This window comes from Nonomuraea sp. NPDC026600 (genome assembly GCF_040638335.1).
Taxonomy (GTDB): domain Bacteria; phylum Actinomycetota; class Actinomycetes; order Streptosporangiales; family Streptosporangiaceae; genus Nonomuraea.
On the sequence record NZ_JBEZYD010000006.1, the window covers coordinates 373,592 to 396,989 of the forward strand.

Genomic DNA, 23,398 nt, shown 5'->3' on the forward strand with positions numbered 1-23,398 from the left:
AGGACTTTTGTCCTGGGCGATCCCGTACAGGCGAATCTTCTGCCGGCCGCCCCGTCTTCGAGACCGTGGAGGCATGAAGATTCTGCTCGCGCTGGCCGTACTCCTCACCGGGTGTGCCGAGCCGGCCGTCAGCAAGCCCGGCGCCGTCGCGGATCCGGCGGTCGTCGAGACCGCGTCGGGGGCCGTGCGCGGCACGGTGACCTCGGCGAACCGCCTCTTCCAGGGCATCAGATACGCCACGGCGGCGCGCTGGGACGCGCCGAAGCCGGCGCCCGCGTGGCAGGGGGTGCGGGAGGCCACCAAGCCCGGCGCCCTGTGCCCGCAGGTCGGCACTCCGTACGCGCCGACCAGCGGCGACAACGAGGACTGCCTGTTCCTGAACGTCACCACGCCCGCCGTTCCCGGTGGCAGACGGCCGGTCATGGTGTGGATCCACGGTGACGGCGCGGTCGGCGCGGGCCACTTCTCCGACGCCCGGAAGCTGGCGGCCAAGGGCGTGGTGGTCGTGACGATCAACTACCGGCTCGGCGTGTTCAGCGGGTTCGGCTACCCAGGGCTGCGTAACTCGGGCACGTTCGGTCTACAGGACCAGCAGGAGGCGCTGCGCTGGGTCAAGCGCAACGCGGCGGCGTTCGGCGGCGATCCGGGCAACGTGACCGCCTTCGGCATCTCCTACGGCGCGCTGTCGATCGGCGCCCAGCTCTCCGCGCCGGGCGCCAAGGGCCTGTTCCAGCGGGCGATCATGCAGAGCGGCGAGACCCTGATGGACATGCCCGCCAACAGCCTGGTGCCGGGCGTGCCCGCCCTGCCGTCGTTCGCGTGGCGGCCCGCCGCCCAGGTGAGCGCCATAGGAGAGGTGTACGCCAAGCGGCTCGGCTGCTCGGACCTGGCCTGCCTGCGCGCGCTGCCGGTCAAGAAGATCCTTGAGGTTCCGCAGATCATGAACGTCTTCCAGTCGTACGCGTACGGGAACGACGTCCTGCCCGAATCGCCGGCCGACGCGATGCGGAAGGGGCACACCAGCCCGATGCCGGTGCTGGCGGGCACGACGAGGGACGAACACCGGATCTTTGTCGGAATGAATTACGACGTCCAGGGCACCTCTCCGGTTTACCGGCAATTGCTAAAAGATGCGTTCGGAGCGAAGTCTGAGCAAATTGCCCGAAAATATCCGGTAAGTCGCTATAAGTCGCCGAGTATCGCTTGGGCTACCGTGTTGACCGATCGTATGTGGGCCCGGTCCGCCCATGAGCAGAACGCGCTGCTGGCCAAGAAGGCGCCGGTCTACGGCTACGAGTTCGCCGACCGGAAGGCGCCGATGTTCCTGCCGCTGGAGTCGGACTTCGACTGGGGTGCCTACCACGCGAGCGACCTGCCGTACATCTTCCCCGAGGCCAAGGCCGTGCTGTCGCCCGCCCAGGAGCGGCTGTCCGGGCAGATGATGAGCTACTGGACGAACTTCGCCCGCACCGGCGACCCCAACGGCCGCGGGCTGCCCGCCTGGCCGCGCGTCTCCTCCGGCACCCTGTCCTTGGCTCCGGGGGCCATCCGGCCGGTCGACTACGCTGCCGAGCACAAGCTGGCCTTCTGGAAGTAGGCGCGGGGCGAGGGGAGGCGTCGTGATCAGAGTCATGATCGCCGAAGATCAGGGGATGATGCGCGACGCCCTGGCGCTGCTGCTCGGGCTGGAGGACGACCTGGAGATCGTCGCCCAGGTGTCCTCGGGCCACGAGATCGTACCGGCGGCCACGGAGCACCGGCCCGACGTGGCGCTGCTCGACATCGAGCTGCCCGGCCGCAGCGGTCTCGACGTGCTGCCCGTGCTGCGCGCCTCGCTGCCGGAGTGCGCGGTGCTGGTCCTGACCACGTTCGCCAGGCCCGGCTACCTCAGGCGGGCGATGGAGGCGGGGGCGGCGGGGTTCCTGGTCAAGGACGGGCCGGTGGAGGAGCTGGCCGCGGCGATCCGCCGGGCGGTGGCGGGGGAGCGGATCGTCGATCCCGCCCTGGCCGCCGCCGCGCTGCACGCCGGGCCCAGCCCGCTCACGGACCGCGAGCGGGACGTGCTGGCCGCCGCGCTCGACGGCTCCACGATCGCGGACGTGGCTGCGCGGCTGCACCTTTCCGAGAGCACGGTACGCAACCACCTGTCGTCCGCCATCGGCAAGACGAACACCCGGAACAGGATCGAGGCCGCTCAGCTGGCGCGGCACAATGGGTGGTTGTGATCCCCTTTGACGCGGTCCTCTGTGATCTAGATGGAGTGCTCCGCCATTTCGACCACGCGGCCCAGGCCGACATCGAGGCCCGTTACGGCCTGCCGCTGAGGAAGACCGCCTTCGACCCCGACCGGATCGGCCCCGCCACGCTCGGCCACATCACCGAGGCCCAGTGGCTCGAGTCGATCGCCGTCGCGCTGGGCGGCGACGAGCGCGCCCGCCAGGCCGTCGCCGAGTTCGCGGCGGTGCCGTTCTGGGTGGACGAGGAGGTCCGGGCGCTGCTGGCGCGGGCTCAGGGGCAGGTGCCGGTGCTGCTGGTCACCAACGCCATGGACACGCTGGAGGAGCACCTGGAGGGGCTCGGACTCGCCTACTTCGCCGACGCGGTGGTCAGCAGCGCCCGGGTGGGGTTGGCCAAGCCCGACCGGCGGATCTACGAGCTGGCGGCCGAGCTGGCGGGCGTCGCACCCGAGCGCTGCCTGTTCGTCGACGACCGGCCGGAGAACGTGGCGGGCGCCACGGCCCTGGGGATGACCGGCGTGCACTACCGCGGCATCGCCGACCTGACCGCCGTCCTCACCCGGCCTTCGGTTAGAAGGGACCCACCAGGTCGCTCACCGGGGCGTCCTCGGCCGCCGTGGTCAGATCCGCGAAGAAGACCTGCCGGGGCGGCCCGCTGAACTCCCGCTCGCCTGCCCAGTCCCGCAGCGCCTGGATCGCCCGCAGCGAGCCGGCCTCGTCGAGCTGCGCCGCGGTCAGCCGCACGTACGCCTCCCGATGCGCGGGATCGGCCCGCACCTGGAGATCGGGGAACCGGCGGCCGATCTCCCCGGCCCGCTCGGCGGGGATGGGCCGGCACCACTCGACCGGCCCGTCGCTGTCGGCGTCGACCTCCCCGTGGAACACCAGGAACGGCGCCCCGCCGATCCCCGGCAGCACGGGCAGCGTGCCGTTCCCGAGCCGCGTCACCTGCTCCGTGGTGAATCCACTGAGCTGGTCGATCGTGACGCTGCGCTTGGCGATCAGCAGCATCCGCTCCGGTACCTCGCGTACCTCTACGTCGAACATCGAACCGCCCTCTCCTGTCAGCCGCTCGACGAGGAAGGCGACGACGTCCCGGCGGCTCGCGTGCTCGGCCTCGACCCGAGCCCAGTAGGCGCGCAGCTCCTCGGCCGCCGCGGCGGGTTCGAGGTCGCAGACGGTCCTGATCCTGGCCAGCGGCATGCCCGCCCGGCGCAGCCAGGCGACGAGTCTGGCCCGTTCGAGCTGGCCAGGCTCGTAGAGCCGGTAGCCGTTGGCCGGATCGATCCTGGCCGGTATGAGCAGCCCGAGCTCGTCGTAGAGCCGCAGCGCCTTCGGCGAGAGCCTGGACGCCTTGGCGAACGCCCCGATCGTCAGCAGGCCCATCGCCGCCTCCTTCGTCCTGTCACCCTCCACGCTGCGGGTTACCCCAGGGACAAGGTCAAGCGGTGGCCTCCCGAGAAAGCGCCTGAATGGCACGCGCGCCTCGAAGGTGCCGGCAATGTTCGGAGAACATCACTATTCCGCACAAATGCATATGGGCTCGCACGGGATGAGTGTTATCCCGGCCGAGCCGCATAAAGATCGTATAGAATTCGGATAAAAAACAACTGCTTGTTTCCGGCACGGCTCGCGCCTGCCGTGCCGGAAACGTTCAGCGGGTCCGGTCAGTAACTCCCGTAGGGAGACTGGCTGGACGTCTTCGTCGGCGAGTGCGACGAATGGTTCGTCGGCGTGGGGCTTGCCGACGGCGTGCTCACCTGCGATCCCGTGCCCGCGGGCCGGATCAGGCCCACCAGGCCGTGCTGGGTCTTCTCGATGCCCGCCGAGAACCACAGGGCGTTCTCGCCGCCGGTGGCCGCGGTGCCCTGCTCGAGGTCCCACAGGCCCGGCAGCCAGATCGTCTTGCCGTTGCCGTCGCGCAGCGCGCCCAGGTGGCGGTTGCCGCGGTAAGCGTGGATCGTCCCGTCGCCGAAGTTGCCGACCAGCACCGATCCGGTGTAAACGCCGAACTGCTTCGGTGCGGCGACGATGGCCCACGGGGCGTTGAGCCCGGTGCGTGCGATGCGGCCGAGCAGGCGTCCGCTCACGCTGTAGCGGCTGACGAAGCCCTTGCCGGCGCCGGGGATGGACTTTCCGGTCTCCGAGTCGCGCAGGGCATAGGCGACCCATACGCTGCCGCCGCTGAACGTCACGTTGTACGGCTTGTAAGTGGAGGGAACCGACGAGTCCCTGAACGCCCGGCGAGACAGCTCGATCTTCTCGAAGTCCGAGTTCCACGCGGCGAGGCGTCCGTTGGCGAAGTCGGCGGCCAGCAGGAAGTCGCCGTCATCGGTGTTCACCATCGCGAGGCCCTTGTAGTCGGCGCCCCGGGTGAAGGCCGCGATGATCGCGTTCTTCGGGTCCACCTCGGCGTTCCAGCCGCTGATCGCGCCACTCGGGCTGGCGAAGATGAACGTGGCGGGCTTGCCCTTGACGGTGAAGCCCTCGCCTGAGTTGTTGAACACCTGGCCGGTCGGAGCGCCACCGGGGATGGCCACCTCGGTCGCTTCCTTCTGGCCCGCTCCCGAGTAGACGGTGGCCGAGCCAGTGCCGGTGTTGGAGACCCACAGGGTCTTGCCCATGGCCAGCCCCCAAGGGTTGACCAGTTTAGGATCAGTGACCGCTGCCTTCCCCTTGATGTCGGAAACGAGATTCACGACGTCAAACTTGGTATTCGTCGCTGCCTGTGCGGGGGCGGTGAGGGTCGTGCTCAAGACGACCGCACCAGCGCAGAGTGTGATGATGCGGAACCGCATCCGTGCCTCCTTGTTAGCGCTTGTGGCCGGAGATACGCGGGAGACGCAAGTGCGGTTCAGTAGCGGCCAGAATTAGTGCCGAAGAACGTCAATCAGGCCGTTTCTGGGGGAGTAGAGGTACATGGAAGTTCTGGGCATTGACATCGGTGGATCCGGAATCAAAGGCGCCCCGGTGGACACCGCATCGGGGCAGTTGACGCAGGAACGCCTGCGCATCCCCACGCCGCAGCCGGCCAAGCCGCAGGGCGTGGCCGAGGTTGTGGTGGAGATCGTCAAGCACTTCGGCTGGACGGGCCCGGTCGGCGTCACGTTCCCGGGCGTGGTGCTGAACGGCGTGATCATGACGGCCGCGAACGTTCACCACTCCTGGATCGGCGTCGACGCGACGAAGCTCTTCGACGGCGCGACCGTCCTCAACGACGCCGACGCGGCCGGCATCGCGGAGATGAGGTTCGGCGAGGGCCAAGGCCGCGCGGGGACCGTGATCATGCTGACGTTCGGGACGGGCATCGGCAGCGCGGTGTTCGTCGACGGCGTCCTGGTGCCGAACACCGAGTTCGGGCACCTGCAGATCAACGGCAAGGACGCCGAGCTCCGCGCCTCCGACCGTGCCCGCGAGGAGCACGACCTGACGTGGGAGAAGTGGGCCGGACGGGTGGAGGAGTATCTGCGGCACGTGGAGATGCTGTTCTGGCCGTCGCTGTTCGTCATCGGCGGGGGCGTGAGCAAGAAGGCGGACAAGTTCCTGCCGTACGTGCACGTGGACACCGCGATCGTCCCGGCTCGCCTCCGCAACGAAGCGGGGATCGTCGGCGCCGCTCTCGCCGTCAAATGATCGTTTTCGCAACGCTCCGACCTGGGTGATCAAGAAAGATGGGGCTGGAGCGCAACCTGTTGGGCTCCTAGGGAGTCTTACTAGTGACCGTGGTCGTCCAAGACGACAACTCTGGGGAGAGTGGGCCCGTCTTGGGCGATCACGGTCAACGATGGGCGCCGGATATTGAGATGCGGACAGCCGCCGCCGTCGGGCAGCATGGGGCGGTTGGCTCCGGCGACGCGGGGCTCAAATATCCTGATAGCAGTATGGGAACCTCTGCGTTGTCCTCTCCACTCACCGAGCTCCAGTCACGCCTGCCCGACCTGATGCCGCGAGACCAGCGGCGACTTCGGCGCAGGCTCGACGGCGTACGCCGGGTGCGCTCCCGCGAGGCCCGGGAAAAGATCACCGCGGAGATCGTCGCCGACGTGGAACGCGCCGAGCGACGCCTCGCCCGGCGCCGCGAAGCCGTACCAGAAGTGAGATATCCGGAAAACCTGCCCGTATCTCAACGCAAGGACGACATCCTCGCGGCCATCCGCGACCACCAGGTCGTGATCATCGCCGGGGAGACCGGATCCGGCAAGACCACCCAGATCCCGAAGATCTGCCTGGAGCTGGGGCGCGGTGTCAGGGGCCTGGTCGGCCACACCCAGCCGCGCCGCATCGCCGCCCGTACGGTGGCCGAGCGCATCGCCGAAGAGCTGGGCACCGAGCTGGGCCAGACGGTCGGCTACAAAGTACGCTTCACCGACCAGGCGAGCGACCGCACCCTGGTCAAGCTGATGACCGACGGCATCCTGCTGGCCGAGTTGCAGAACGATCGGCTGCTGGAGCAGTACGACACGCTGATCATCGACGAGGCGCACGAACGTAGCCTCAACATCGACTTCATCCTCGGCTACCTGAAGCAGCTCCTGCCCAAGCGCCCCGACCTCAAGCTGATCATCACCAGCGCCACGATCGACCCGGAGCGGTTCTCCCGCCACTTCGACGACGCCCCGATCGTCGAGGTCTCCGGCCGCACCTACCCGGTCGAGGTGCGCTACCGGCCGCTCGACGAGGACGACGACCAGACGCAGGGCATCGTCGACGCCTGCCGCGAGCTGGTCACCGAGGGGCCCGGCGACATTCTGGTGTTCCTGTCGGGGGAGCGGGAGATCCGCGACGCCGCCGACGCGCTCGACAAGGCCGACTTCCGCAACACCGAGGTGCTGCCGCTGTACGCCCGGCTCAGCGCCGCCGAGCAGCACCGCGTGTTCCAGCGCCATACGGGCCGGCGCATCGTGCTGGCCACCAACGTGGCCGAGACGTCGCTGACCGTTCCGGGCATCAAATACGTGGTCGATCCGGGGTTCGCCCGCATCTCCCGCTACAGCCACCGCACCAAGGTGCAGCGCCTGCCGATCGAGGCCATCTCGCAGGCGAGCGCCAACCAGCGCAAGGGCCGCTCGGGCCGGACCTCCGACGGCGTCTGTATCCGGCTCTACGAGGAGGAGGACTTCCTCAACCGGCCGGAGTTCACCGACCCGGAGATCCTGCGCACGAACCTCGCCTCGGTCATCCTGCAGATGACCTCGATCGGGCTGGGCGACATCGAGGCGTTCCCGTTCGTCGAGCCGCCGGATCGCCGCCAGGTACGCGACGGCGTGAGCCTGCTGCACGAGCTGGGCGCGTTCGACGGCCAGGGCGCCATCACCGGCGTCGGCCGCAAGCTGGCCGGGCTGCCGGTCGACCCGCGCCTGGGCCGGATGGTCCTGGAGGCGGAGAAGAACGGCTGCCTGCGCGAGGTCATGGTGATCGCCGCCGCGCTGTCGATCCAGGACCCGCGCGAGCGCCCCGTCGACAAACAGCAGGCGGCCGACGAGAAGCACCGCCGCTTCGCCGACCCCGAGTCCGACTTCCTGTCCTACCTCAACCTGTGGAACCACCTGCGGGAGAAACAACAGGAGCTGTCCTCCAGCGCCTTCCGCCGCCTGTGCAAGTCGGAGTTCCTCAACTACCTGCGCGTACGCGAATGGCAGGACATCTACAGCCAGATCCGCCACTCGCTCGGCGCCCAGCCCAACAGCGCGCAGGCCGATCCACAGCAGGTGCACGCGTCGCTGCTCGTCGGCCTGCTGTCGCACATCGGCGTCAAGGACGTCATGGAGAAGCGGGCCCCCGACGGGCGCCGTCCGATCCAGGAGTACATCGGCGCCCGCAACGCCCGCTTCGCCATCTTCCCCGGCTCCGCGCTGGCCAGGAAGCAGCCGCAGTGGGTGATGTCGGCCGAGCTGGTCGAGACCTCCCGGCTGTGGGCCAGGGTCAACGCCAAGATCGAGCCCGACTGGGTCGAGCCGCTCGCCCAGCATCTGGTCAAACGCACCTACTCCGAGCCGCACTGGGAGAAGAACCAGGGCGCGGTGATCGCGCTGGAGAAGGTCACCCTCTACGGCGTACCACTGGTGACCGGGCGGAAGGTCAACTACGGCCGCATCGACCCCGACCTGTCACGCGAGCTGTTCATCAGGCACGCCCTCGTCGAAGGCGACTGGGACAGCCACCACCGCTTCCTCCAGGACAACAGAAGGCTGCTCGAAGAGGTCGAGGAGCTCGAGAACCGGGCCCGCCGCCGCGACATCATGGTCGACGACGAGGCCCTGTTCGACTTCTACGACCAGCGCGTCCCCGCCGACGTCGTCTCCGCGCGCCACTTCGACTCCTGGTGGAAGCAGGTCAGGACCACCGAGCCCGACCTGCTGACGTACTCACCCGAGATGCTGGTCAACGAGGGCGCCGACGTCAGCACCCGCGACTACCCCGACGCCTGGCGGCAGCTCGGCCAGCGGATGAAGCTGACCTACCAGTTCGAGCCCGGCGCCGACGCCGACGGCGTCACGGTGCACGTGCCGCTGGCGGTGCTCAACCAGGTCAGCTCCGACGGGTTCGACTGGCAGATCCCCGGCCTGCGCGACGAGCTGATCACCGCCCTGATCAGGTCGCTGCCCAAGCACCTGCGCCGCAACTTCGTGCCCGCCCCCAACTACGCCAAACAGGTGCTCCAAGGCGTACAGCAGGGCGGCGAACCACTGCTGGAGGCCGTGGAGCGGGAGCTGCTCCGGCTGACCGGCGTCCGCGTGCCGCACGACGCCTGGCAGCTCGACCAGGTCCCCGACCACCTGCGCATCACCTACCGGGTCCTCGACGAGCGCAAGCGCACGATCGCCGAGGACAAGGACCTCGACGCGCTCAAGCGGCGCCTGGCGCCGCGCCTGCGCAAGACGCTCTCGGCCGCCGCCGACGACCTGGAGCAGTCGGGCCTGCACACCTGGAGCTTCGGCACCCTGCCCAAGGTCTTCGAGCAGGGCCGCATGAAGGGCTACCCGGCGCTGGTGGACGACGGCGACTCCGTGTCGATCAAGATCTTCGAGACGGAGGCCGAGCAGCGCCGCTCCCACTGGCCCGGCACCCGCCGCCTGCTGCTGCTCAACGCCACCAACCCGGCCAAGTCACTGCTGGGCGGCCTGTCCAACCAGGCCAAGCTGGCCCTGTCGCGCAGCCCGCACGGGGGCGCCGTGGCGCTGTTCGACGACGTGGTGAACGCGGCGATCGACAAGCTCATGCTCGACGTGGGCGGCCCCGCCTGGGACCCGGTCTCGTTCGACCGCCTCTACCAGCACGTACGGGCCCACCTGCACGAGACGTCGGCCGACGTCCTGGCCCGGACGGAGCAGATCCTCACCGTGTGGCACGCGGTCGGCACCCGCCTCGACGCCCTCCGCGCGAGCGAGTCCACCTCGGACGTCCGCGACCAGCTCGCCAAGCTCGTCTACGCGGGCTTCGTCACCGCGACAGGCCATCGGCGCCTGCCTGACGTGCTGCGATACATGCGGGCCATCGAACGCCGCCTGACCAAGCTGCCCGAGGAGCCGTGGCGGGACGAGGAGTGGATGGGCCGGGTGCACAAGATGGAGGACTCGTATGAGGACCTGCTGGCCCGGCTGCACCCAGCACGGCGCTCGGACCCGGACGTGGTGGAGATCCGCTGGATGATCGAGGAGCTCCGGGTCAGCTTCTTCGCCCAGACGTTGGGCACACCGACCCCGGTGTCGGAGAAGCGCATCACGAAGGCGATGGAGCGGCTCACGCCTTGAAGATAGAGGTGTCGAGCTCGAAGTCGATCGGGGCCGGCAGCCGGAGCGGGGTCCCGACCTCCACGGTGGCGGTCGTCCGGTAGGCCCCGTCTCTGATGTCGCTGTAGACGGTGATGGACGGTGGTTCGGCGACCGTGTCGATCAGCAGGTAGATCGGAACGCCGCCTGCCGCGTAGAGAGGTGGCTTGTCTTCGCGGTCTCTTCGGACGCTGCTCGTCGAGACGACCTCGGCGACCATGATCAGACCCGAGGACAGCAACTCCCGATTACCCCAGCGAGGACAATCGGCTGGAGCCAGGACGAAGTCGGGCTCGACGGGGTCTCGTGAACCCTCGATGCACACATCGACATTGCCGGACCATCCTTCCCAACGATGCTCGTCCAGGACGGGTATGAGCGCGCGGAACAGCTTCATCGCGCAGCCGGCGTGCTCGGGAGTCCCTACAGGTGCCAAGATCAGGTTCCCTTCGATGACCTCGGCCCGGAAGCCGAAGAGGGGTGGCAGAGCATCGAACATCTCCCGTGCGGTTACGGGCATGCGCTGATCACTGGTCCACGCGCATTTCGCGTGCGGCTTGCGAGAGGTGGCGACCATTGAATCCGTCCCTTCGTATGGAGCGGCTTATGCCTTGAAGATGGAGGTGTCGAGCTCGAAGTCGATCGGCTTGGGTAGATAGAGCGGCGTGCCCATGACCACCCTGGTCGTCTTCTGGTAGGCACCGTCCTTGATCTCGCTGAACACGATGGTCGCCGGTTGGTCGGCGATCGGATCGATCAGCAGGTAGACCGGCACTCCGCCTTGTGCGTAGACCTCCTGCTTCTCGTGGTGATCGCGATGGATGCTGCTCGGCGAGACCACTTCGGCCACCAGAAGGACGTGAGAGGACAGCAGTTCGTATTCGCCCCAGCGTCGGCAGTTGGGCGGCGATAGCAGGTAATCCGGTGCGAGTGACTCCCGCGAGCCCTCGATGCAGATGCTCACGGTGCCCGCGGCAGCACGCCAGCCGCGTTCCTTCCTGATTGGCAGCAGGGCCTCGCTCAGGTCGGAAGCGATCCAAGCGTGCTCGGGGGTGCCCATTGGGCTCACGATCAAGCTCCCTTTGATGACTTCTTGCCGGAGGCCGGGCAGAGGGGGGAGGGCATCGAACAACCCTCGAGCGGTACGCGGCATCCGGCTGTCGCTGGTCTGCTCCAGCTCGGTGTCTTCGTCGTCCCGGATCGCCATGGTGACCATTGAAATCTGTCCCTTCGTATTCGAACGGGCACGCTAAGTATTCCACTTGGCACGGCAAAACACACCCCGAACGACCCCTTGCCGAAGATCGACGATGGATCCGTACAGTTGGGAGGACTATCCAGGAGGTTTGATGATCAAGGCAGTGGTGTTCGACGTGGGCGAGACGCTCATCGACGAGACCCGCATCTGGTCCCGCTGGGCCGACCGGCTCGGCGTGAGCAGCTTCGTGCTGATGGGTGCGCTCGGCGGGATGGCCGCGCTCGACCGCTCCCACAGCGAGGCGTTCCAGCTCGTACGCCCCGGCATCGACGTATGGGCCGAGATCGCGGCCTGGGAACGGGACGAACCCCACAGCCTGCGCAACCACTTCGACGCCGACGACCTCTACCCCGACGTCCGTGAGAGCCTCAAGGGGCTGCGGGAGGCCGGCTACCAGGTGATCGTCGCGGGCAACCAGCCGGCCAGGGCCTATGACGCGCTGGTCGCCATGGATCTGCCCGTCGACTCGGTGCACACGTCGGAGGGCTGGGGCGTGTCCAAGCCCGCCCCCGAGTTCTTCGCCAAGGTGGCCGCCATCGCCGGGCGGGAGCCCGCCGAGATCCTCTACGTGGGCGACCGGCTGGACAACGACGTGCTGCCCGCCGCGCGGGCGGGTATGCGCACGGCGCTACTGCGCCGGGGTCCCTGGGGATACCTGCACGCCGAGCGGCCGCAGGCACAGGCCGCCGACATGATCGTCGACGATCTGCCCGCCCTGCTGCCCGCGCTGGAGCGGCTCGCCTGAGCTTGTCGTCTGGAGCGGCTCACCTGAGTTGGTCGTCGGGGTCGACGCGGACCGCGCGCTCCTCGGCGGACAGATCACCGCCGTCTTCACCCCAGTCCTCGGCCCACTCCTCGCTCTCCGTGTCCGGCGCCAGCCCCTCGTCGGGCTGGGTGAGCCGGTGCGCCTCGCGGGGAGTGCGCTGCCGATCCGGCGCCTCGCGCCGCAGCCGCTCGTCGAGCGTGTCCCCGTGCGCGGGGTCGTCCTCTTCTATGTCATGGGTCATGCCGAGGTCGTCGGTCCACTCTTCGACCTCGATGCCCTGTTCGTCGCTGTAGCCGTATCTATCCGGAGGTTGTTCGGTCATACGCGCTCTCTTACCCCGCACCAGGTCCCGAATCCTGGTGGGGTCAGACCGGTTCGAGCGGGCGGTCCCGGTCCACCAGGGCGGCGTAGTGGCCCTCCAGTGACATCAGGGTGTCGTGTGTGCCGCGTTCGACGACCCGGCCGCGGTCCAGGACGACGATCTGGTCCGCGTCGCGGACCGTGGAGAGGCGGTGCGCGATCATGATCGTGGTGCGGCCCTCGGCCAGCGTGTCCAATGCCTCCTGTACGGCCCGTTCCGTCTGGGTGTCGAGGGCGCTGGTCGCCTCGTCGAGCACGAGTACCGGCGGGTTGCGCAGCAGGGTGCGGGCGATGGCCAGCCGTTGCTTCTCGCCCCCGGAGAACCGGTAGCCGCGCTCGCCCACCAGCGTGTCGTAGCCGTCGGGCAGCGAGGCGATGTGGTCGTGGATGCGCGCCGCCCTGGCGGCGTCCTCCAGTTCCTCGTCCGTGGCCGACGGCCGGGCGAAGCGCAGGTTGTCGGCGATCGTGGCGTGGAACAGGTACGTCTCCTGGGAGACCACGCCGACCGTCTCGGCCAGTGTCTCGAAGGTGAGGTCGCGCACGTCCACCCCGTCGATCGTCACCCGGCCGCCGGTCACGTCGTAGAGCCGGGGCAGCAGGTAGCTGAGCGTCGTCTTGCCCGAGCCGGTCTCGCCGACGACGGCCAGGCTGGTGCCCGGCGGCACGGTGATGTCCACGGCGGCGAGCGTGGGCTCCTCGCCGTAGGAGAAGTCGACCCGCTCGTAGCGGACCTCGCCGCGGACGCCGCTCAGCGTGCGGGTGCCCGGGTGGATGTCGACCGACAGGTCCAGGTACTCGAAGATGCGGCCGAACAGCGCGAGCGAGCTCTGCACCTCGACGCCCAGCCGCAGCAGCGACACCGCCGGCCGGAACAGGCTGACCTGCAACGTCGTGAACGCCACCAGCGTGCCGACGGAGACCACGCCGGTGTAGCCGACCGCCCAGTAGACCAGGGCGGGCATCGCGGCCATGACGATCTGGATCGACGACTGCCGCCAGCGCCCCGCCATGCTGGACTGCACGCCCAGTTCGGCCAGCTCGTCGGAGGCGTCGGCGAAGCGCTCGGTCAGCTCGGGCGAGCGGCCCATGGTCCGGCCGAGCAGGATGCCGCTGATCGACAGCGACTCCTGCACCATCGACGAGATCACGGCCAGTTTCCGCTGCCGCTCGGAGGTGATGCGGCGGCGTTCGCTGCCGACCTTGCGGCTGATCCCCACGAACACCGGCAGCAGCAGGAGCGAGATCACGGTCAGCCGCCAGTCGAGCGCCAGCATGGCCACGATCGTGGCGATCACGGTGGTCAGGTTCGAGATGAGCGAGGTGGCGGTGGAGGTGACCACCGACTGCATGCCGCCGATGTCGTTGGCGATGCGCGACTGGACCTCGCCGGTCTTGGTGCGGGTGAAGAACGCCAGCGACATGCGCTGCAGGTGGCCGTAGACGGAGGTACGCAGGTCGTGCATGACCCGCTGACCGACCGTGGTGGAGACCAGCGTCTGCAGGACGTCGAACACGCTGGTGATCACCGCGACCAGGATCATGCCCAGGGCGAGCAGCGCGAGCAGCATGGCGTCGCGGGACGGGATCGCCACGTCCAGCACCTCGCGCAGCAGGAACGGCGAGGCCAGTGAGACCAGTGACGACAGGAGGATGAGTGCGCCGACGACGGCCAGTCGGGCTCGGTAGGCGCGGAAGAGTTTGATGATGCGCCGCAACGGCGCGCGGGGTTCCTCAACCAAGTAGGACTCCTTTTCAGATGCTCCCTCAAACAGAGGTTAGCTCATAATTATTCCGGTAGGCTGTCTGACATGGAGGACGTGGAGCTGTCGGAGCTCTTGCACCGGGTCAGCCGCCGTCTGCGGCACGGCTACGTTCATCGGCTCGTCCCCCTCGGCGTCAACCCGGGACAGGCGCGGGCGCTGCGCGCGCTCGCCGACGCCGACCGGCCGCTCAGGATGGTGCAGCTCGCCGACGAGCTGAGGATCGTGCCGCGCTCGGTCACGCCGGTCATCGACGCGCTGGAGCAGTCGGGCCTGGTGCGCAGGGAGACCGACCCGGCCAACCGGCGCTCCACGCTGGTGGTGCTCACGGAGGCGGGCCGCGAGATGCACGAGCGGTCGCGGGAGGCACGCCGGCAGGCGGGTCAGGACCTGTTCGCGGTCCTCTCCGAGGACCAGCGCGACCAGCTCAAGGACCTCCTCGGAGCGATCGACGGCCAGTTCGGCTAAGTGCTGCGGGACGATCCGTGCTCGATGACCGTGCCGCCGACCACCGTGGCGAGGCAGGGCGGCCCGCTGAGCAGGGCGGCGTACGGGTAGCGGCCACGGGCGTCGAACACCGCGAAGTCGGCCCGGCTGCCCGGTCCGAGCGCGCCGATCCGGCCCGTCCTGCTCGCCATGCCGAGCGCTTGGGCCCCGCCCAGCGTGGCGGCCTCGACCAGCTTGCGATCGAGCCCCCGGGGCCGCGCCCCGCGCCCCCTGGCCTGCTGTCTGATGGACCTGGCCAGGCTGAGCAGATCGGCCGCCCGGCCGGACGAGGCGGGGGCGCGGGTGCCGAAGGCGACGCGGTTGCCCTCGTCCAGGAGCGCGAGCATGTCGTCGGGCGGCGACGGGCACAGGGCGGCCACGCTCCCGCGCAGCCGCAGCAGCTTGCGCTCACCGGGATCGAGCGGCCGGCCGCAGGCCACGTGACAGTGCGGCCCCAGGATGCCCGCCTCGTCGAGCGTCGCGGGCGAGTGGCGGTCCAGGTCGGCCAGCAGTCGCAGGCCGAACGTCCTGGCCAGCACCGCCACGTCCTCCAGCACCTGCGGGTCGGGCGTGTACGCGGCGATGCCCACCGTACGCGGCCGGTCGACCTCGCGGATCGCGGTGATGACCGCGTCGCGCCCGGTCTCCTCCCAGACCTGCTCGGACTCGTACGACACCTCGACATAGGAGACGCCGGGCAGCCGGGCCGACTCGGCCGGGTCGGTGACGAGCCCGGCCCGCGCGGTCACCCCGGGCGGCGGCGGAGTGGCCAGGGCGCAGGCGTCCACCAGCCCCGCCACGATCATGCCCGGCCAGCGTTGCTCCCGGGTGACGGGGAAGTAGGAGAGCAGCTCATCCCGGAGCCCCACCTGAAGGACCCGGTCACCCCGCACGGCGAGCGCGGCCCCGCGCAGCGGCTCGGCGTCGATCGGCAGCACCAGCGGCGCCGAGTGCAGGACGATGGGCGCGGGCGTGCGCCTGCCGAGCTTCGACCTTCGGTCAGATGCGGCACGCTTCGCGGACGGCAAATCGGACTCCCCTTCTGGAAAGCACCCTCTCGGCATTAAACGTGAGCCCGGCCAGCCGTGCAATCAGCCGGGCCGGGCGTCCCTGGGCCGGTACCTGCCAGAAAGCCGGGCGAGCTTGAGGCTGAGATGCAGGGCCAGCCGCTCGCCGCCGTCCTTCAGGTCGGTGCGGGCCAGCTCCTCCAGCCGCTGCAGCCGGTAGTACAGGGAGGTGCGGTGCAGGCGCAGCGCCCGCGACGTGGCCACCGCGCTGCCGGCCAGATCCAGATAGGTCTCCAGCGTCTCCAGCAGCGGCAGGTGCTGATCGTCGGCGAGCAGCTCGGCCAGCCCCGGATGCAGTTCGTGGTGGGCCAGATGGGTGAGCATCCGGTAGACGCCGAGCCGGGCCCACTCCACCGACCGGCCGAGATCGGGCACCCGGGCGGCCACCTCGGCCGCGTGCCGCGCCTCCGCGTACGACCCGGCGGCCTCGGCCAGCGCGGGCCTGGCCCGCCCGATCCCGACCACCACCGGGATCGACATCGCCGCGTGCAGCTCGTCGGCCGCCACCGGGCCGCCCGCGGTGAGCAGCACGGCGTGGTCGAAGCGGACCAGGTGCAGCGGGTGGTGGCCGCTCAGCCGCCGCCGCAGCGCGAGCAGGCCCTGCTCCAGCGCGAGCCGGAGCGCCTCGTCCGGCTCGTCCGACAGCGGCCTGGCCACCAGTACGGTCACCGGCTGGGCCTGCGGGAAGGCGCCTGCCTCGATCAGCTGCCGGGCCGAGTCCGGTTCGCCGAGCAGCAGGCCGGTGACCGCCTCCAGCTCCCGGTGCGAGGCCAGCCCCGTGGCCAGGCTCTCGTGGAAGAGGGCCAGGGCCAGGGCGGGCGCCGCCGCGGCGGCCTCGGCGATCTGCGCACCGGACATGGCCGGGCCGGAGTCGATGAACCAGAGGAAGCCCAGCAGCCCGGCGTCGTGGCGTACCGGGACGCAGACCCGGGGGAGCAGGCTCAGGTGCGACGCGCCCGGGATGCGTAACGGGCCGGGCGCGTCGTGGATCCCGGCGGAACGCACCCACTGGCGTACCTCGGGCGTGCTGTGCCGGCGCAGGATCGAGTCGCGGCGGATGTCGTCCATCGTGCCGTACTGCTCGCTGTAGGCGACGACACGTTGCACGCGGTCCTCCAGCAACAGCGGTCTGTCAATGCGAGCCGCCAGCTCGTCCACGGCCCGCTGGAGATCCGCCACCACGTCACCTGGATATTTCGTCATTTGTCGGAAGGATCCCTACAGGTCTTCCCTACAACTGATCGGTGATCTCCGTCAACATCGTCTATAACGTCATTCCGTGATTGCCCCCAAGAAGCTGCTGAAAGGTCTGCTGGCGGCCCTCGTGCTGATTCCGATGAGCCTTGTGGCGACCCCGGCTTCCGCAGCACCCCCCACAGACGATCCCGAGTTCCCCTGGCGGCAGAACCACTGGCCGCAGACCCAGCCCTGGCAACTGGACGCCCCCTCCGACGCCCAGGCACTCCGCGGCCGTCCGACGGGCGGCATCGAGCCGATCGACCCGCAGAACTGGGAGAACCCCGACCACATGACGTGGGCGGACTACAAGAAGGTGCCGGGCACCAACTGGAACGATCCGGCGGTCAAGGGCTCCAAGCGCACCTTCAAGGGCGCGTTGGTGCTCCTGGACTACCCGAACCAGCCGTTCGTGGTCACCCAGCCCAAGGGCTCGACGATCTACCTCAACCCGAGCGCCGAGGCCCACGACGTGCCCCGCGACCAGGTGGCCAAGTTCTACCAGGACTTCCTCAACACCCCGAACGCCCTCAACAAGGGTCACACCATCCATGAGTACTGGATGGAGGACTCCGGCGGCCGCTACGGAGTCGAGCTGACCGGCTTCGGCCCGTACACGATGCCGGGCAAGGACCACGAGTACGCCATGGAGTTCCAGGGCGGCACCGCCTGCCCGGCGGGCGACACGTGCACCAGGAACCTGCGCACCGACGGCAACGCCGCGTTCATCGGCGCGATCGGCGAGGAGGCCGCCAAGCAGTTCGACTTCATCTTCTACGTGAGCGCCGGCCAGGACGAGTCGTCCACCTGGCAGGAGTTCGGGATGATGAAGTTCCCCACCAAGGAGGACGTGACGGACGAATGGGGTCCGCCCGACCCCAACCTGCCGAACTGGGCCCAGACCCGCTACGTCGACTGGACCTCCTGGCAGGCCGGCTCCAACTTCTGGCCCAACGCCAACTTCGGCGTCGACTCGGTCCAGGCCGAGAGCTCCGGCATGGCCGTGTACGCCCACGAGTTCAGCCACATCCTGGGCATAGCGGACAACTACAACAACCCGTACAGCGTCCCGGCCCGCCGCGCCTACACCGGCATCTGGGAGATGCTCAGCCGGGGCAGCTTCAACGGCCCCGGCGGCCCGCACTCCCGCTGGCTGATCCCGCCGACCTCCGGCGCGTCCATGGGCGCCCAGCACATGCTGCGCAACAAGATCAAGCTGGGGATGGTCGACGAGCAGAACGTGCTGCGCCTGTCGCGCGAGGCCCTCGACGAGTCGGGCCTGGTGAAGGCCAGGGTCATCGCCCGCGAGGCGCAGCCGGGCAAGAGCGAGCTGTCGGGCGTCAACATCGCCTTCGACACCGGCGACAAGAACCCGGCCTGCAGCACGCAGACCAACCCGCTCTGTGACGGCGGCGGTTACGAGAACTACACGGTCGAGGTCGTCGACCGGGTCGGCACCGACTCCTTCACCCCCGACTCCGGCGTGCTCGTGGCCAAGACCAAGAACCAGGACCGGGCGCCGTTCGAGTGGGTGATCGACGCCAACCCGCAGGACATCGGGATGACCGACTACGTCATGCCCGACGGGACCAAGGTGCCGATCACGATCGGCGACTACCGCCAGCTCGCCGACGCCCTCTTCCACGCGGGCACCGGCTCCGGCAGCCAGTACGAGTACGTCGACCAGGCCAACCGCCTGCACTTCTACGTGACCGACCTGAAGCGCGGCCGCGACGGCACCCTGTCGTACACGGTCGCGATCCGCTCGCTCGACGGCGCGGGCCCGCAGAAGCGCGGCGTCAAGGTGCTCCCCGCCGCCGGGATCCCGACCGGCAAGGGCTACTCGACCTGTAGGTTCCCGCTGTTCAACACCGGCAAGGCGGCCCCCGCGCAGTGGACGCACCCCGAGGACGTCAGCGCCTACCTCAACTCCGACGTCTACCGGCTCAAGGCCGAGGTGCAGGGCAAGGGCTGGACCACCCAGCTGCCCAACGCCCTGGCCGCCGTCGACTTCGGCAAGCAGGAAGTGGTCGCGGTCAACGCCGTGCGCGCCTCGGGCGGTGACCGGCTCGCCAAGGTCACGCTCACCGCGACCTCGGAGAGCGACCCCACCAAGACGGTGACGGCCACCTGTCCGGTGATCGGCCTTTAGCTGAAGGATGGGGTACGGCTGGCGCAGCCGTACCCCATCCGCTTGAATCACCCCCGGAGGGGGTGTTCGTTGACAGGGCAGCTGCCAGACAAGCCTCGTAAGCAGCGTAGGAAGGTGCCACTGGCCGCACCGGTCGCGGCGGGCATCGCGGCCGCGGCGGCCAGCGTCCTGGCCGCCTCCGTCGACTGGGAGATCCCGCCCGTCGCCAAGGTGAGCGTGACCATGGCGGCGGCGCTCCTCGTCGGGCTGACCACCTGGGCCACGACCGAGGGGCGGTCCAAACGCGAGGCGGCGGCCGAGCCGTCCGCGCGTGCGCCCCACCAGTGGCCGCCCGTCCCCGAGCACTTCACCGGGCGCGCCGAGTCGCTCGCGGAGCTGCGGACGGTCTTCGGCGCGCGGCGCAAGTCCGGCGCCGTATCGCCGCCGCTGGTGGTCTCCGTGTACGGCAGGGGCGGTGTCGGCAAGTCGGCGCTGGTGGCCAGGTTCGGGCAGGAGATCGCCGGCGCGTTCCCCGACGGGCGCCTGTACGCGGACCTGCGGGGCGGCGTCGACGCCCCGGTGCGCCCCGAAGAGGTGCTGATCGGGTTCCTGCGCGCGCTCGGCGTCCGGCTGACCACCGACCCCGGTGGCCTCGACGAGCTGCGCAAGCTCTGGCTGACCTGGACCAAGGACCGCAGGATCCTCATCGGGCTCGACAACGCGCACGGCGCCGACCAGGTCAAGCCGCTGATCCCGGCCGAGCCGGGCTGCGCCGTGCTGGTCACCTCACGCCAGCCGCTGTTCCTGAACGGCACTCACGACACCCAGCTCGGCGTGTTCAGCGAGGCCCACGGCGTGGAGCTGCTGGCCAGGCTGGCCGGCGGCGCCCGGGTGGTCGACGACCTCGACGCGGCCAAGGAGATCGTCCGGATCTGCGACTACCTGCCGCTGGCGATCAACATCTGCGGCGGCCGGCTGGCCACCCGCGAGCACTGGACGCTGCGGCAGCTGGCCGGTCGGCTGGCCGACGAGCGCCGCCGGCTCGACCAGCTCGAACTCGCGCAGACCGTCGACAAGAGCGTGCGCGCCTCCGTGCAGCTCAGCTACGACGACTGCACCGGCATGCAGCGCCGCCTGCTGCGCCTGCTGTCCGCGCTCACCTCACCCGACGTCCCCGGCTGGGTGGCGGGCGAGCTGCTCGACATCTCCGGGCTCGACGGCGCCGACCAGTTGGAGGCGCTGATCGACGCGCAGCTCGCCGAGAGCTCGGGCCTCGACCCGACCGGCGCCATGCGCTACCGCCTGCACGACCTCGTCCGGCTGTTCGCCATCGAACTGGCCGAGGGTGACGACCAGGTCCGGCGTAGGGCCGCCATCGAGCGGGTGCTGTCCGGATACCGCCGCCGCGCCGAGGAGGCGGCCCAGGACCGCTGGCCGCAGGACTGGAGCCGCGGCGGGCGCAGCTCCGGCGTCGAGGGGCAGATGCACGCGGGCGACTGGCTCAACGCCGAGCGGCTCTCGCTGATCGCCATGATCAACCTGGCCAGACAGCTCGAGCTGTGGGAGCTGACCTCGGGGCTGGCCAGGGCGTTCTGCTCACTCTGTCACTCACTGCGCGCCTACTGGGCCGACTGGCACGCCGCGGCCGAGGCCGGCTGCGAGGCCGCCCGGCACACCGGCGACCGGCGCGCCCTGGCCATCGCGCTGCTCGACCGGGCGGCCGTGCAGGGCGGTCTCGGCGGCCACGAGCTGGGCCGGGTGGGCGCCGAGCAGGCGCTGGAGATCTTTACCGACCTCGGCGAGTCGTGGTGGGCGGCCAGGGCGATGCGCACGATCGGCATGGGGCTGTTCAACGACGGCCACCTTGACCGCGCACAGGACTTCCTGATCGGTGCCATCACCGCGTTCAAGGGCGAAGAGGACTTCTGGTGGATGGCCCGCACCCAGCGCAACCTCGCCGAGATGCGGCTCGCCGAGCGGCGGCCCGAGGAGGCCAGGGACCTGCTCGAAGACGCCCTGGAGGTGTTCAAGCAGGCGGGCAACCGCTACTCCGAGGCCCAGACGCTGCGTGCCTACGGCGAGGTGCTCGCCGCGCAGGCCCGCGGCAGGCGCCGCGAAGGCGAGCACCGGGCCGCGCTCGAGGGCTTCACCAAGGCGGGCTTCAGCCTCGACCGCGCCGCGGAGATGTTCCGGCAGCGCGGCGAGCTGTGGGAGGAGGCCCGCTGCCTGCGCGCGGCCGGCGAGGTCGGCGACCCGTCCAACGGGCTGCGTGAGCTCGACTTCGTCCGGCGGGCGGAGGAGATCCTGACGGCACTCGGCGACTCGTGGGGCGTGGCGCGCACCGCGCTGTCGGCCGGCCGGGCCCTGGCCAGGCTGGGCCGGATCGAGGAGTCGGAGCGCGAGCTGCGCCGGGCCGTACACGCGTTCGAGGAGCTCGACGACCGGTGGTGGATGGCGCTCAGCCTGCGCTATCTCGGCGAGGCGCACCTCGACTCGGGCGGGCCGCACGCGGCCGTCGAGCCGCTGAAGCAGGCCAGGGACATCTACCGCAGCCTCGGCAACGAGGCCGGCATGCGCAGGACACTGGAGCTGCTCAGGAAAGTGGAGTCCTGAGCAGCTCCCCGGCGGACTGCCGGGCCTGGTAGATGCTCTCCTCGAACAGCTTGCGCACATGCGCGGCCTGGTCGGCCAGCTCCCTGATGTGCGTACGGGCCAGGTCGTCATGGACCGTCTCGGCGAGGAGCCGCTGATAGTCCGGCGTCCGCGCGGCCAGCGCCTCCAGCCGATGGTGGGCGTGGAAGACCTTGTCGGCCTTGACCACCTGCTTGGCGTACTTCTCCAAATGCCGCACCCGCCGCGACAGCGAGGTCCAGGCCGCGTCGAGCGCGGTGGTGTACGGCTTGAAGGAGTCCTCCATGCCGGTGGGCAGGTCGCGAGGGATGATCCGGCGCTGCTCGGCGTGCATGGACGACAGCTTGGCCAGCCGCTGGGCGATCTGCCACACCTCCTCCGGCAGCGTCACCCGGTTGTCGATGGTGTCGATCAGCCCTGCCCTGTTCACCTGGGAGTTCAGGATCGCGTCCACCGCGTTCTGGGCGCGGCGCAGCAGCATCTGGCAGGGATAGTCGAGGTCTTCGGGTATGACGTAGTGGGCGGCGTACTGGTAGGCGAGCCGGAGCCGTCGTTTGGTCGCCCGGCGCGTCGGCTCCACGGCCAACCACCGCATCAACCCGATCATGCCCATCCCGAGCGCGGCCACGACCGCGACGCCCCGATTGGTGATGGCCAAGATCATCAGCAGTAGTCCGGGGAGGACCAGGAGGAGGGCGAGATTGTACGGGGGGTCCATCAGGCGGCCGGCTCTGGCCATGCGGAGGAAATGCGGGCTGGTTCGCAGCTGGAAGGAGATGTCCGGCGGCAGGGATGGATCTATCACCAGCTGCGGGGGCAAGGCACGCGGATCCATACAGTTCATGCTGCGTTATGAACCTCGAATCCGCTCATATTTGAGAGACATATAGGGTCTAAACGATGAACGAGATGACGCGATGGATCGATCTGGAAGGCGCCGTCAACGTGCGCGACCTGGGTGGACTCACCACCCATGACGGCGGCGTCACCCGCTACGGACGGATTTTTCGGGCCGACAATCTCCAAGGGCTCACCGACAAGGACGTGTCCCGGCTGGTCGGCGAGCTCAAGTTGCGGCACGTCGTGGACCTCCGCTCCAACGCCGAGGTCGCGCTGGAGGGCCCGGGGCCGCTGACCCGGATGTCCGAGGTGACGTATCACCATTTGACGCTGTTCGCCGAGGGAGGCAGGCACACCGACGTCGAGGCCGACACCATCGACGGCGAGCGGGTGCTGCCCTGGCAGGAGCGTCAACTCGACGAGGACCTGCGGATGACCGGGTTCTACTACGGTTACCTGCGCGACCGGCCCGAGGCGGTGGTGGCCGCGCTGCGGGCCATGGCGCTGAACGACGGCGCGGCCGTGGTGCACTGCGCGGCCGGCAAGGACCGCACGGGGGTGCTGTCGGCGCTGGCTCTGGAGGTGGCGGGGGTCACCCGGGAGTCGATCATCGCCGACTACGAGGCCACCGGGGAGCGGCTGGAGCAGGTGCTGCGGCGGCTGCGGGGGAGCGCCACCTACCGCGACGACCTCGACTCGCGGCCCGCCGACGATCACATGCCCCGGGCGCGGTACATGGAGCAGTTCCTGTCGGTGCTGGAGGAGCGGTTCGGCGGGCCGATCGCCTGGCTGGAGTCGCATGGGTGGACGGCGGCGGACACCGAGGCCATGCGCGCCCGGCTGCGCGAATAGGCGCA

Annotated in this window: 19 protein-coding genes; 10 read left to right on the forward strand and 9 right to left on the reverse strand. The window is 69.5% G+C overall.

The features are described 5' to 3' along the window. Positions 1 to 73 precede the first annotated feature (73 nt). Genes AB0F17_RS17535 through AB0F17_RS17545 form a run of 3 tightly spaced genes read left to right on the forward strand, consistent with a single transcriptional unit; the run spans position 74 to position 2,896 of the window. Entirely contained in the window at positions 74 to 1,597 is a 1,524-nt protein-coding gene (locus AB0F17_RS17535) for a carboxylesterase family protein (protein WP_358023434.1), read from the forward strand. A 22-nt stretch (positions 1,598 to 1,619) separates the two neighbouring features. Continuing rightward, positions 1,620 to 2,225, forward strand: a complete 606-nt coding sequence (locus AB0F17_RS17540; RefSeq protein ID WP_358023437.1) for a response regulator transcription factor — start codon at positions 1,620 to 1,622, stop codon at positions 2,223 to 2,225. After that, the gene (locus tag AB0F17_RS17545) at positions 2,222 to 2,896 is read left to right on the forward strand and encodes an HAD-IA family hydrolase (protein WP_358023440.1); all 675 of its coding nucleotides are present in this window, start codon (positions 2,222 to 2,224) and stop codon (positions 2,894 to 2,896) included. The genes AB0F17_RS17540 and AB0F17_RS17545 overlap by 4 nt, the downstream gene beginning before the upstream one ends. Here AB0F17_RS17545 and AB0F17_RS17550 read toward each other — a convergent pair. Then, positions 2,808 to 3,623, reverse strand: a complete 816-nt coding sequence (locus AB0F17_RS17550) for a helix-turn-helix domain-containing protein (RefSeq protein ID WP_358023443.1) — start codon at positions 3,621 to 3,623, stop codon at positions 2,808 to 2,810. The two genes, AB0F17_RS17545 and AB0F17_RS17550, sit on opposite strands and share 89 nt — an antisense overlap. A gap of 281 nt (positions 3,624 to 3,904) precedes the next feature. After that, positions 3,905 to 5,035 (reverse strand): TIGR03118 family protein, encoded by a 1,131-nt coding sequence (locus AB0F17_RS17555; protein WP_358023445.1) that lies wholly within the window; start codon positions 5,033 to 5,035, stop codon positions 3,905 to 3,907. Positions 5,036 to 5,156: 121 nt separating this feature from the next. Here AB0F17_RS17555 and ppgK point away from each other — a divergent pair, with 121 nt between their 5' ends. Both ppgK and hrpA read left to right on the forward strand, forming a co-directional pair. Continuing rightward, the gene (gene ppgK / locus AB0F17_RS17560) at positions 5,157 to 5,870 is read left to right on the forward strand and encodes a polyphosphate--glucose phosphotransferase (protein ID WP_358023448.1); all 714 of its coding nucleotides are present in this window, start codon (positions 5,157 to 5,159) and stop codon (positions 5,868 to 5,870) included. 248 nt (positions 5,871 to 6,118) lie between these two features. After that, entirely contained in the window at positions 6,119 to 9,988 is a 3,870-nt protein-coding gene (gene hrpA, locus AB0F17_RS17565) for an ATP-dependent RNA helicase HrpA (protein ID WP_358023452.1), read from the forward strand. Here hrpA and AB0F17_RS17570 read toward each other — a convergent pair. Continuing rightward, positions 9,978 to 10,526: a Uma2 family endonuclease gene (locus AB0F17_RS17570; protein WP_358023455.1), complete on the reverse strand. Its 549-nt coding sequence runs from the start codon at positions 10,524 to 10,526 to the stop codon at positions 9,978 to 9,980. The two genes, hrpA and AB0F17_RS17570, sit on opposite strands and share 11 nt — an antisense overlap. Before the next feature lie 84 nt (positions 10,527 to 10,610). Further along, a complete protein-coding gene (locus tag AB0F17_RS17575; RefSeq protein WP_358023459.1) occupies positions 10,611 to 11,213 on the reverse strand; it encodes a Uma2 family endonuclease in 603 nt (200 codons plus the stop codon). 142 nt (positions 11,214 to 11,355) lie between these two features. Here AB0F17_RS17575 and AB0F17_RS17580 point away from each other — a divergent pair, with 142 nt between their 5' ends. Beyond that, entirely contained in the window at positions 11,356 to 12,009 is a 654-nt protein-coding gene (locus tag AB0F17_RS17580) for an HAD family hydrolase (RefSeq protein ID WP_358023462.1), read from the forward strand. A 19-nt stretch (positions 12,010 to 12,028) separates the two neighbouring features. On the opposite strand, the gene AB0F17_RS17585 is transcribed toward AB0F17_RS17580, so the two are convergent. Together AB0F17_RS17585 and AB0F17_RS17590 are read right to left on the reverse strand one after the other, a co-directional pair. After that, the gene (locus tag AB0F17_RS17585; RefSeq protein WP_358023465.1) at positions 12,029 to 12,352 is read right to left on the reverse strand and encodes a DUF5709 domain-containing protein; all 324 of its coding nucleotides are present in this window, start codon (positions 12,350 to 12,352) and stop codon (positions 12,029 to 12,031) included. Between the two features lie 43 nt (positions 12,353 to 12,395). Beyond that, entirely contained in the window at positions 12,396 to 14,129 is a 1,734-nt protein-coding gene (locus AB0F17_RS17590) for an ABC transporter ATP-binding protein (RefSeq protein ID WP_358023469.1), read from the reverse strand. 69 nt (positions 14,130 to 14,198) lie between these two features. Here AB0F17_RS17590 and AB0F17_RS17595 point away from each other — a divergent pair, with 69 nt between their 5' ends. Then, positions 14,199 to 14,618 (forward strand): MarR family transcriptional regulator, encoded by a 420-nt coding sequence (locus AB0F17_RS17595; RefSeq protein WP_358023473.1) that lies wholly within the window; start codon positions 14,199 to 14,201, stop codon positions 14,616 to 14,618. On the opposite strand, the gene AB0F17_RS17600 is transcribed toward AB0F17_RS17595, so the two are convergent. Next, positions 14,615 to 15,664 (reverse strand): amidohydrolase family protein, encoded by a 1,050-nt coding sequence (locus AB0F17_RS17600; protein WP_358023476.1) that lies wholly within the window; start codon positions 15,662 to 15,664, stop codon positions 14,615 to 14,617. The genes AB0F17_RS17595 and AB0F17_RS17600 overlap by 4 nt on opposite strands. A gap of 63 nt (positions 15,665 to 15,727) precedes the next feature. Next, the gene (locus AB0F17_RS17605) at positions 15,728 to 16,906 is read right to left on the reverse strand and encodes a helix-turn-helix domain-containing protein (RefSeq protein WP_358023479.1); all 1,179 of its coding nucleotides are present in this window, start codon (positions 16,904 to 16,906) and stop codon (positions 15,728 to 15,730) included. Positions 16,907 to 16,982: 76 nt separating this feature from the next. Between AB0F17_RS17605 and AB0F17_RS17610 the strand changes: the two genes are divergently transcribed. Together AB0F17_RS17610 and AB0F17_RS17615 are read left to right on the forward strand one after the other, a co-directional pair. Beyond that, positions 16,983 to 19,091 (forward strand): M6 family metalloprotease domain-containing protein, encoded by a 2,109-nt coding sequence (locus AB0F17_RS17610; RefSeq protein WP_358023483.1) that lies wholly within the window; start codon positions 16,983 to 16,985, stop codon positions 19,089 to 19,091. 114 nt (positions 19,092 to 19,205) lie between these two features. Next, positions 19,206 to 21,683: a tetratricopeptide repeat protein gene (locus AB0F17_RS17615; protein WP_358023486.1), complete on the forward strand. Its 2,478-nt coding sequence runs from the start codon at positions 19,206 to 19,208 to the stop codon at positions 21,681 to 21,683. Here the strand turns inward: AB0F17_RS17615 and AB0F17_RS17620 are convergent. Beyond that, on the reverse strand, positions 21,664 to 22,536 hold the full coding sequence (locus AB0F17_RS17620) for a hypothetical protein (RefSeq protein WP_358023490.1): 873 nt from the start codon (positions 22,534 to 22,536) through the stop codon (positions 21,664 to 21,666). The genes AB0F17_RS17615 and AB0F17_RS17620 overlap by 20 nt on opposite strands. A 65-nt stretch (positions 22,537 to 22,601) precedes the next feature. On the opposite strand from AB0F17_RS17620, the gene AB0F17_RS17625 reads away from it, so the two are divergent. Continuing rightward, the gene (locus AB0F17_RS17625; RefSeq protein ID WP_358023493.1) at positions 22,602 to 23,393 is read left to right on the forward strand and encodes a tyrosine-protein phosphatase; all 792 of its coding nucleotides are present in this window, start codon (positions 22,602 to 22,604) and stop codon (positions 23,391 to 23,393) included. Positions 23,394 to 23,398 lie beyond the last annotated feature (5 nt).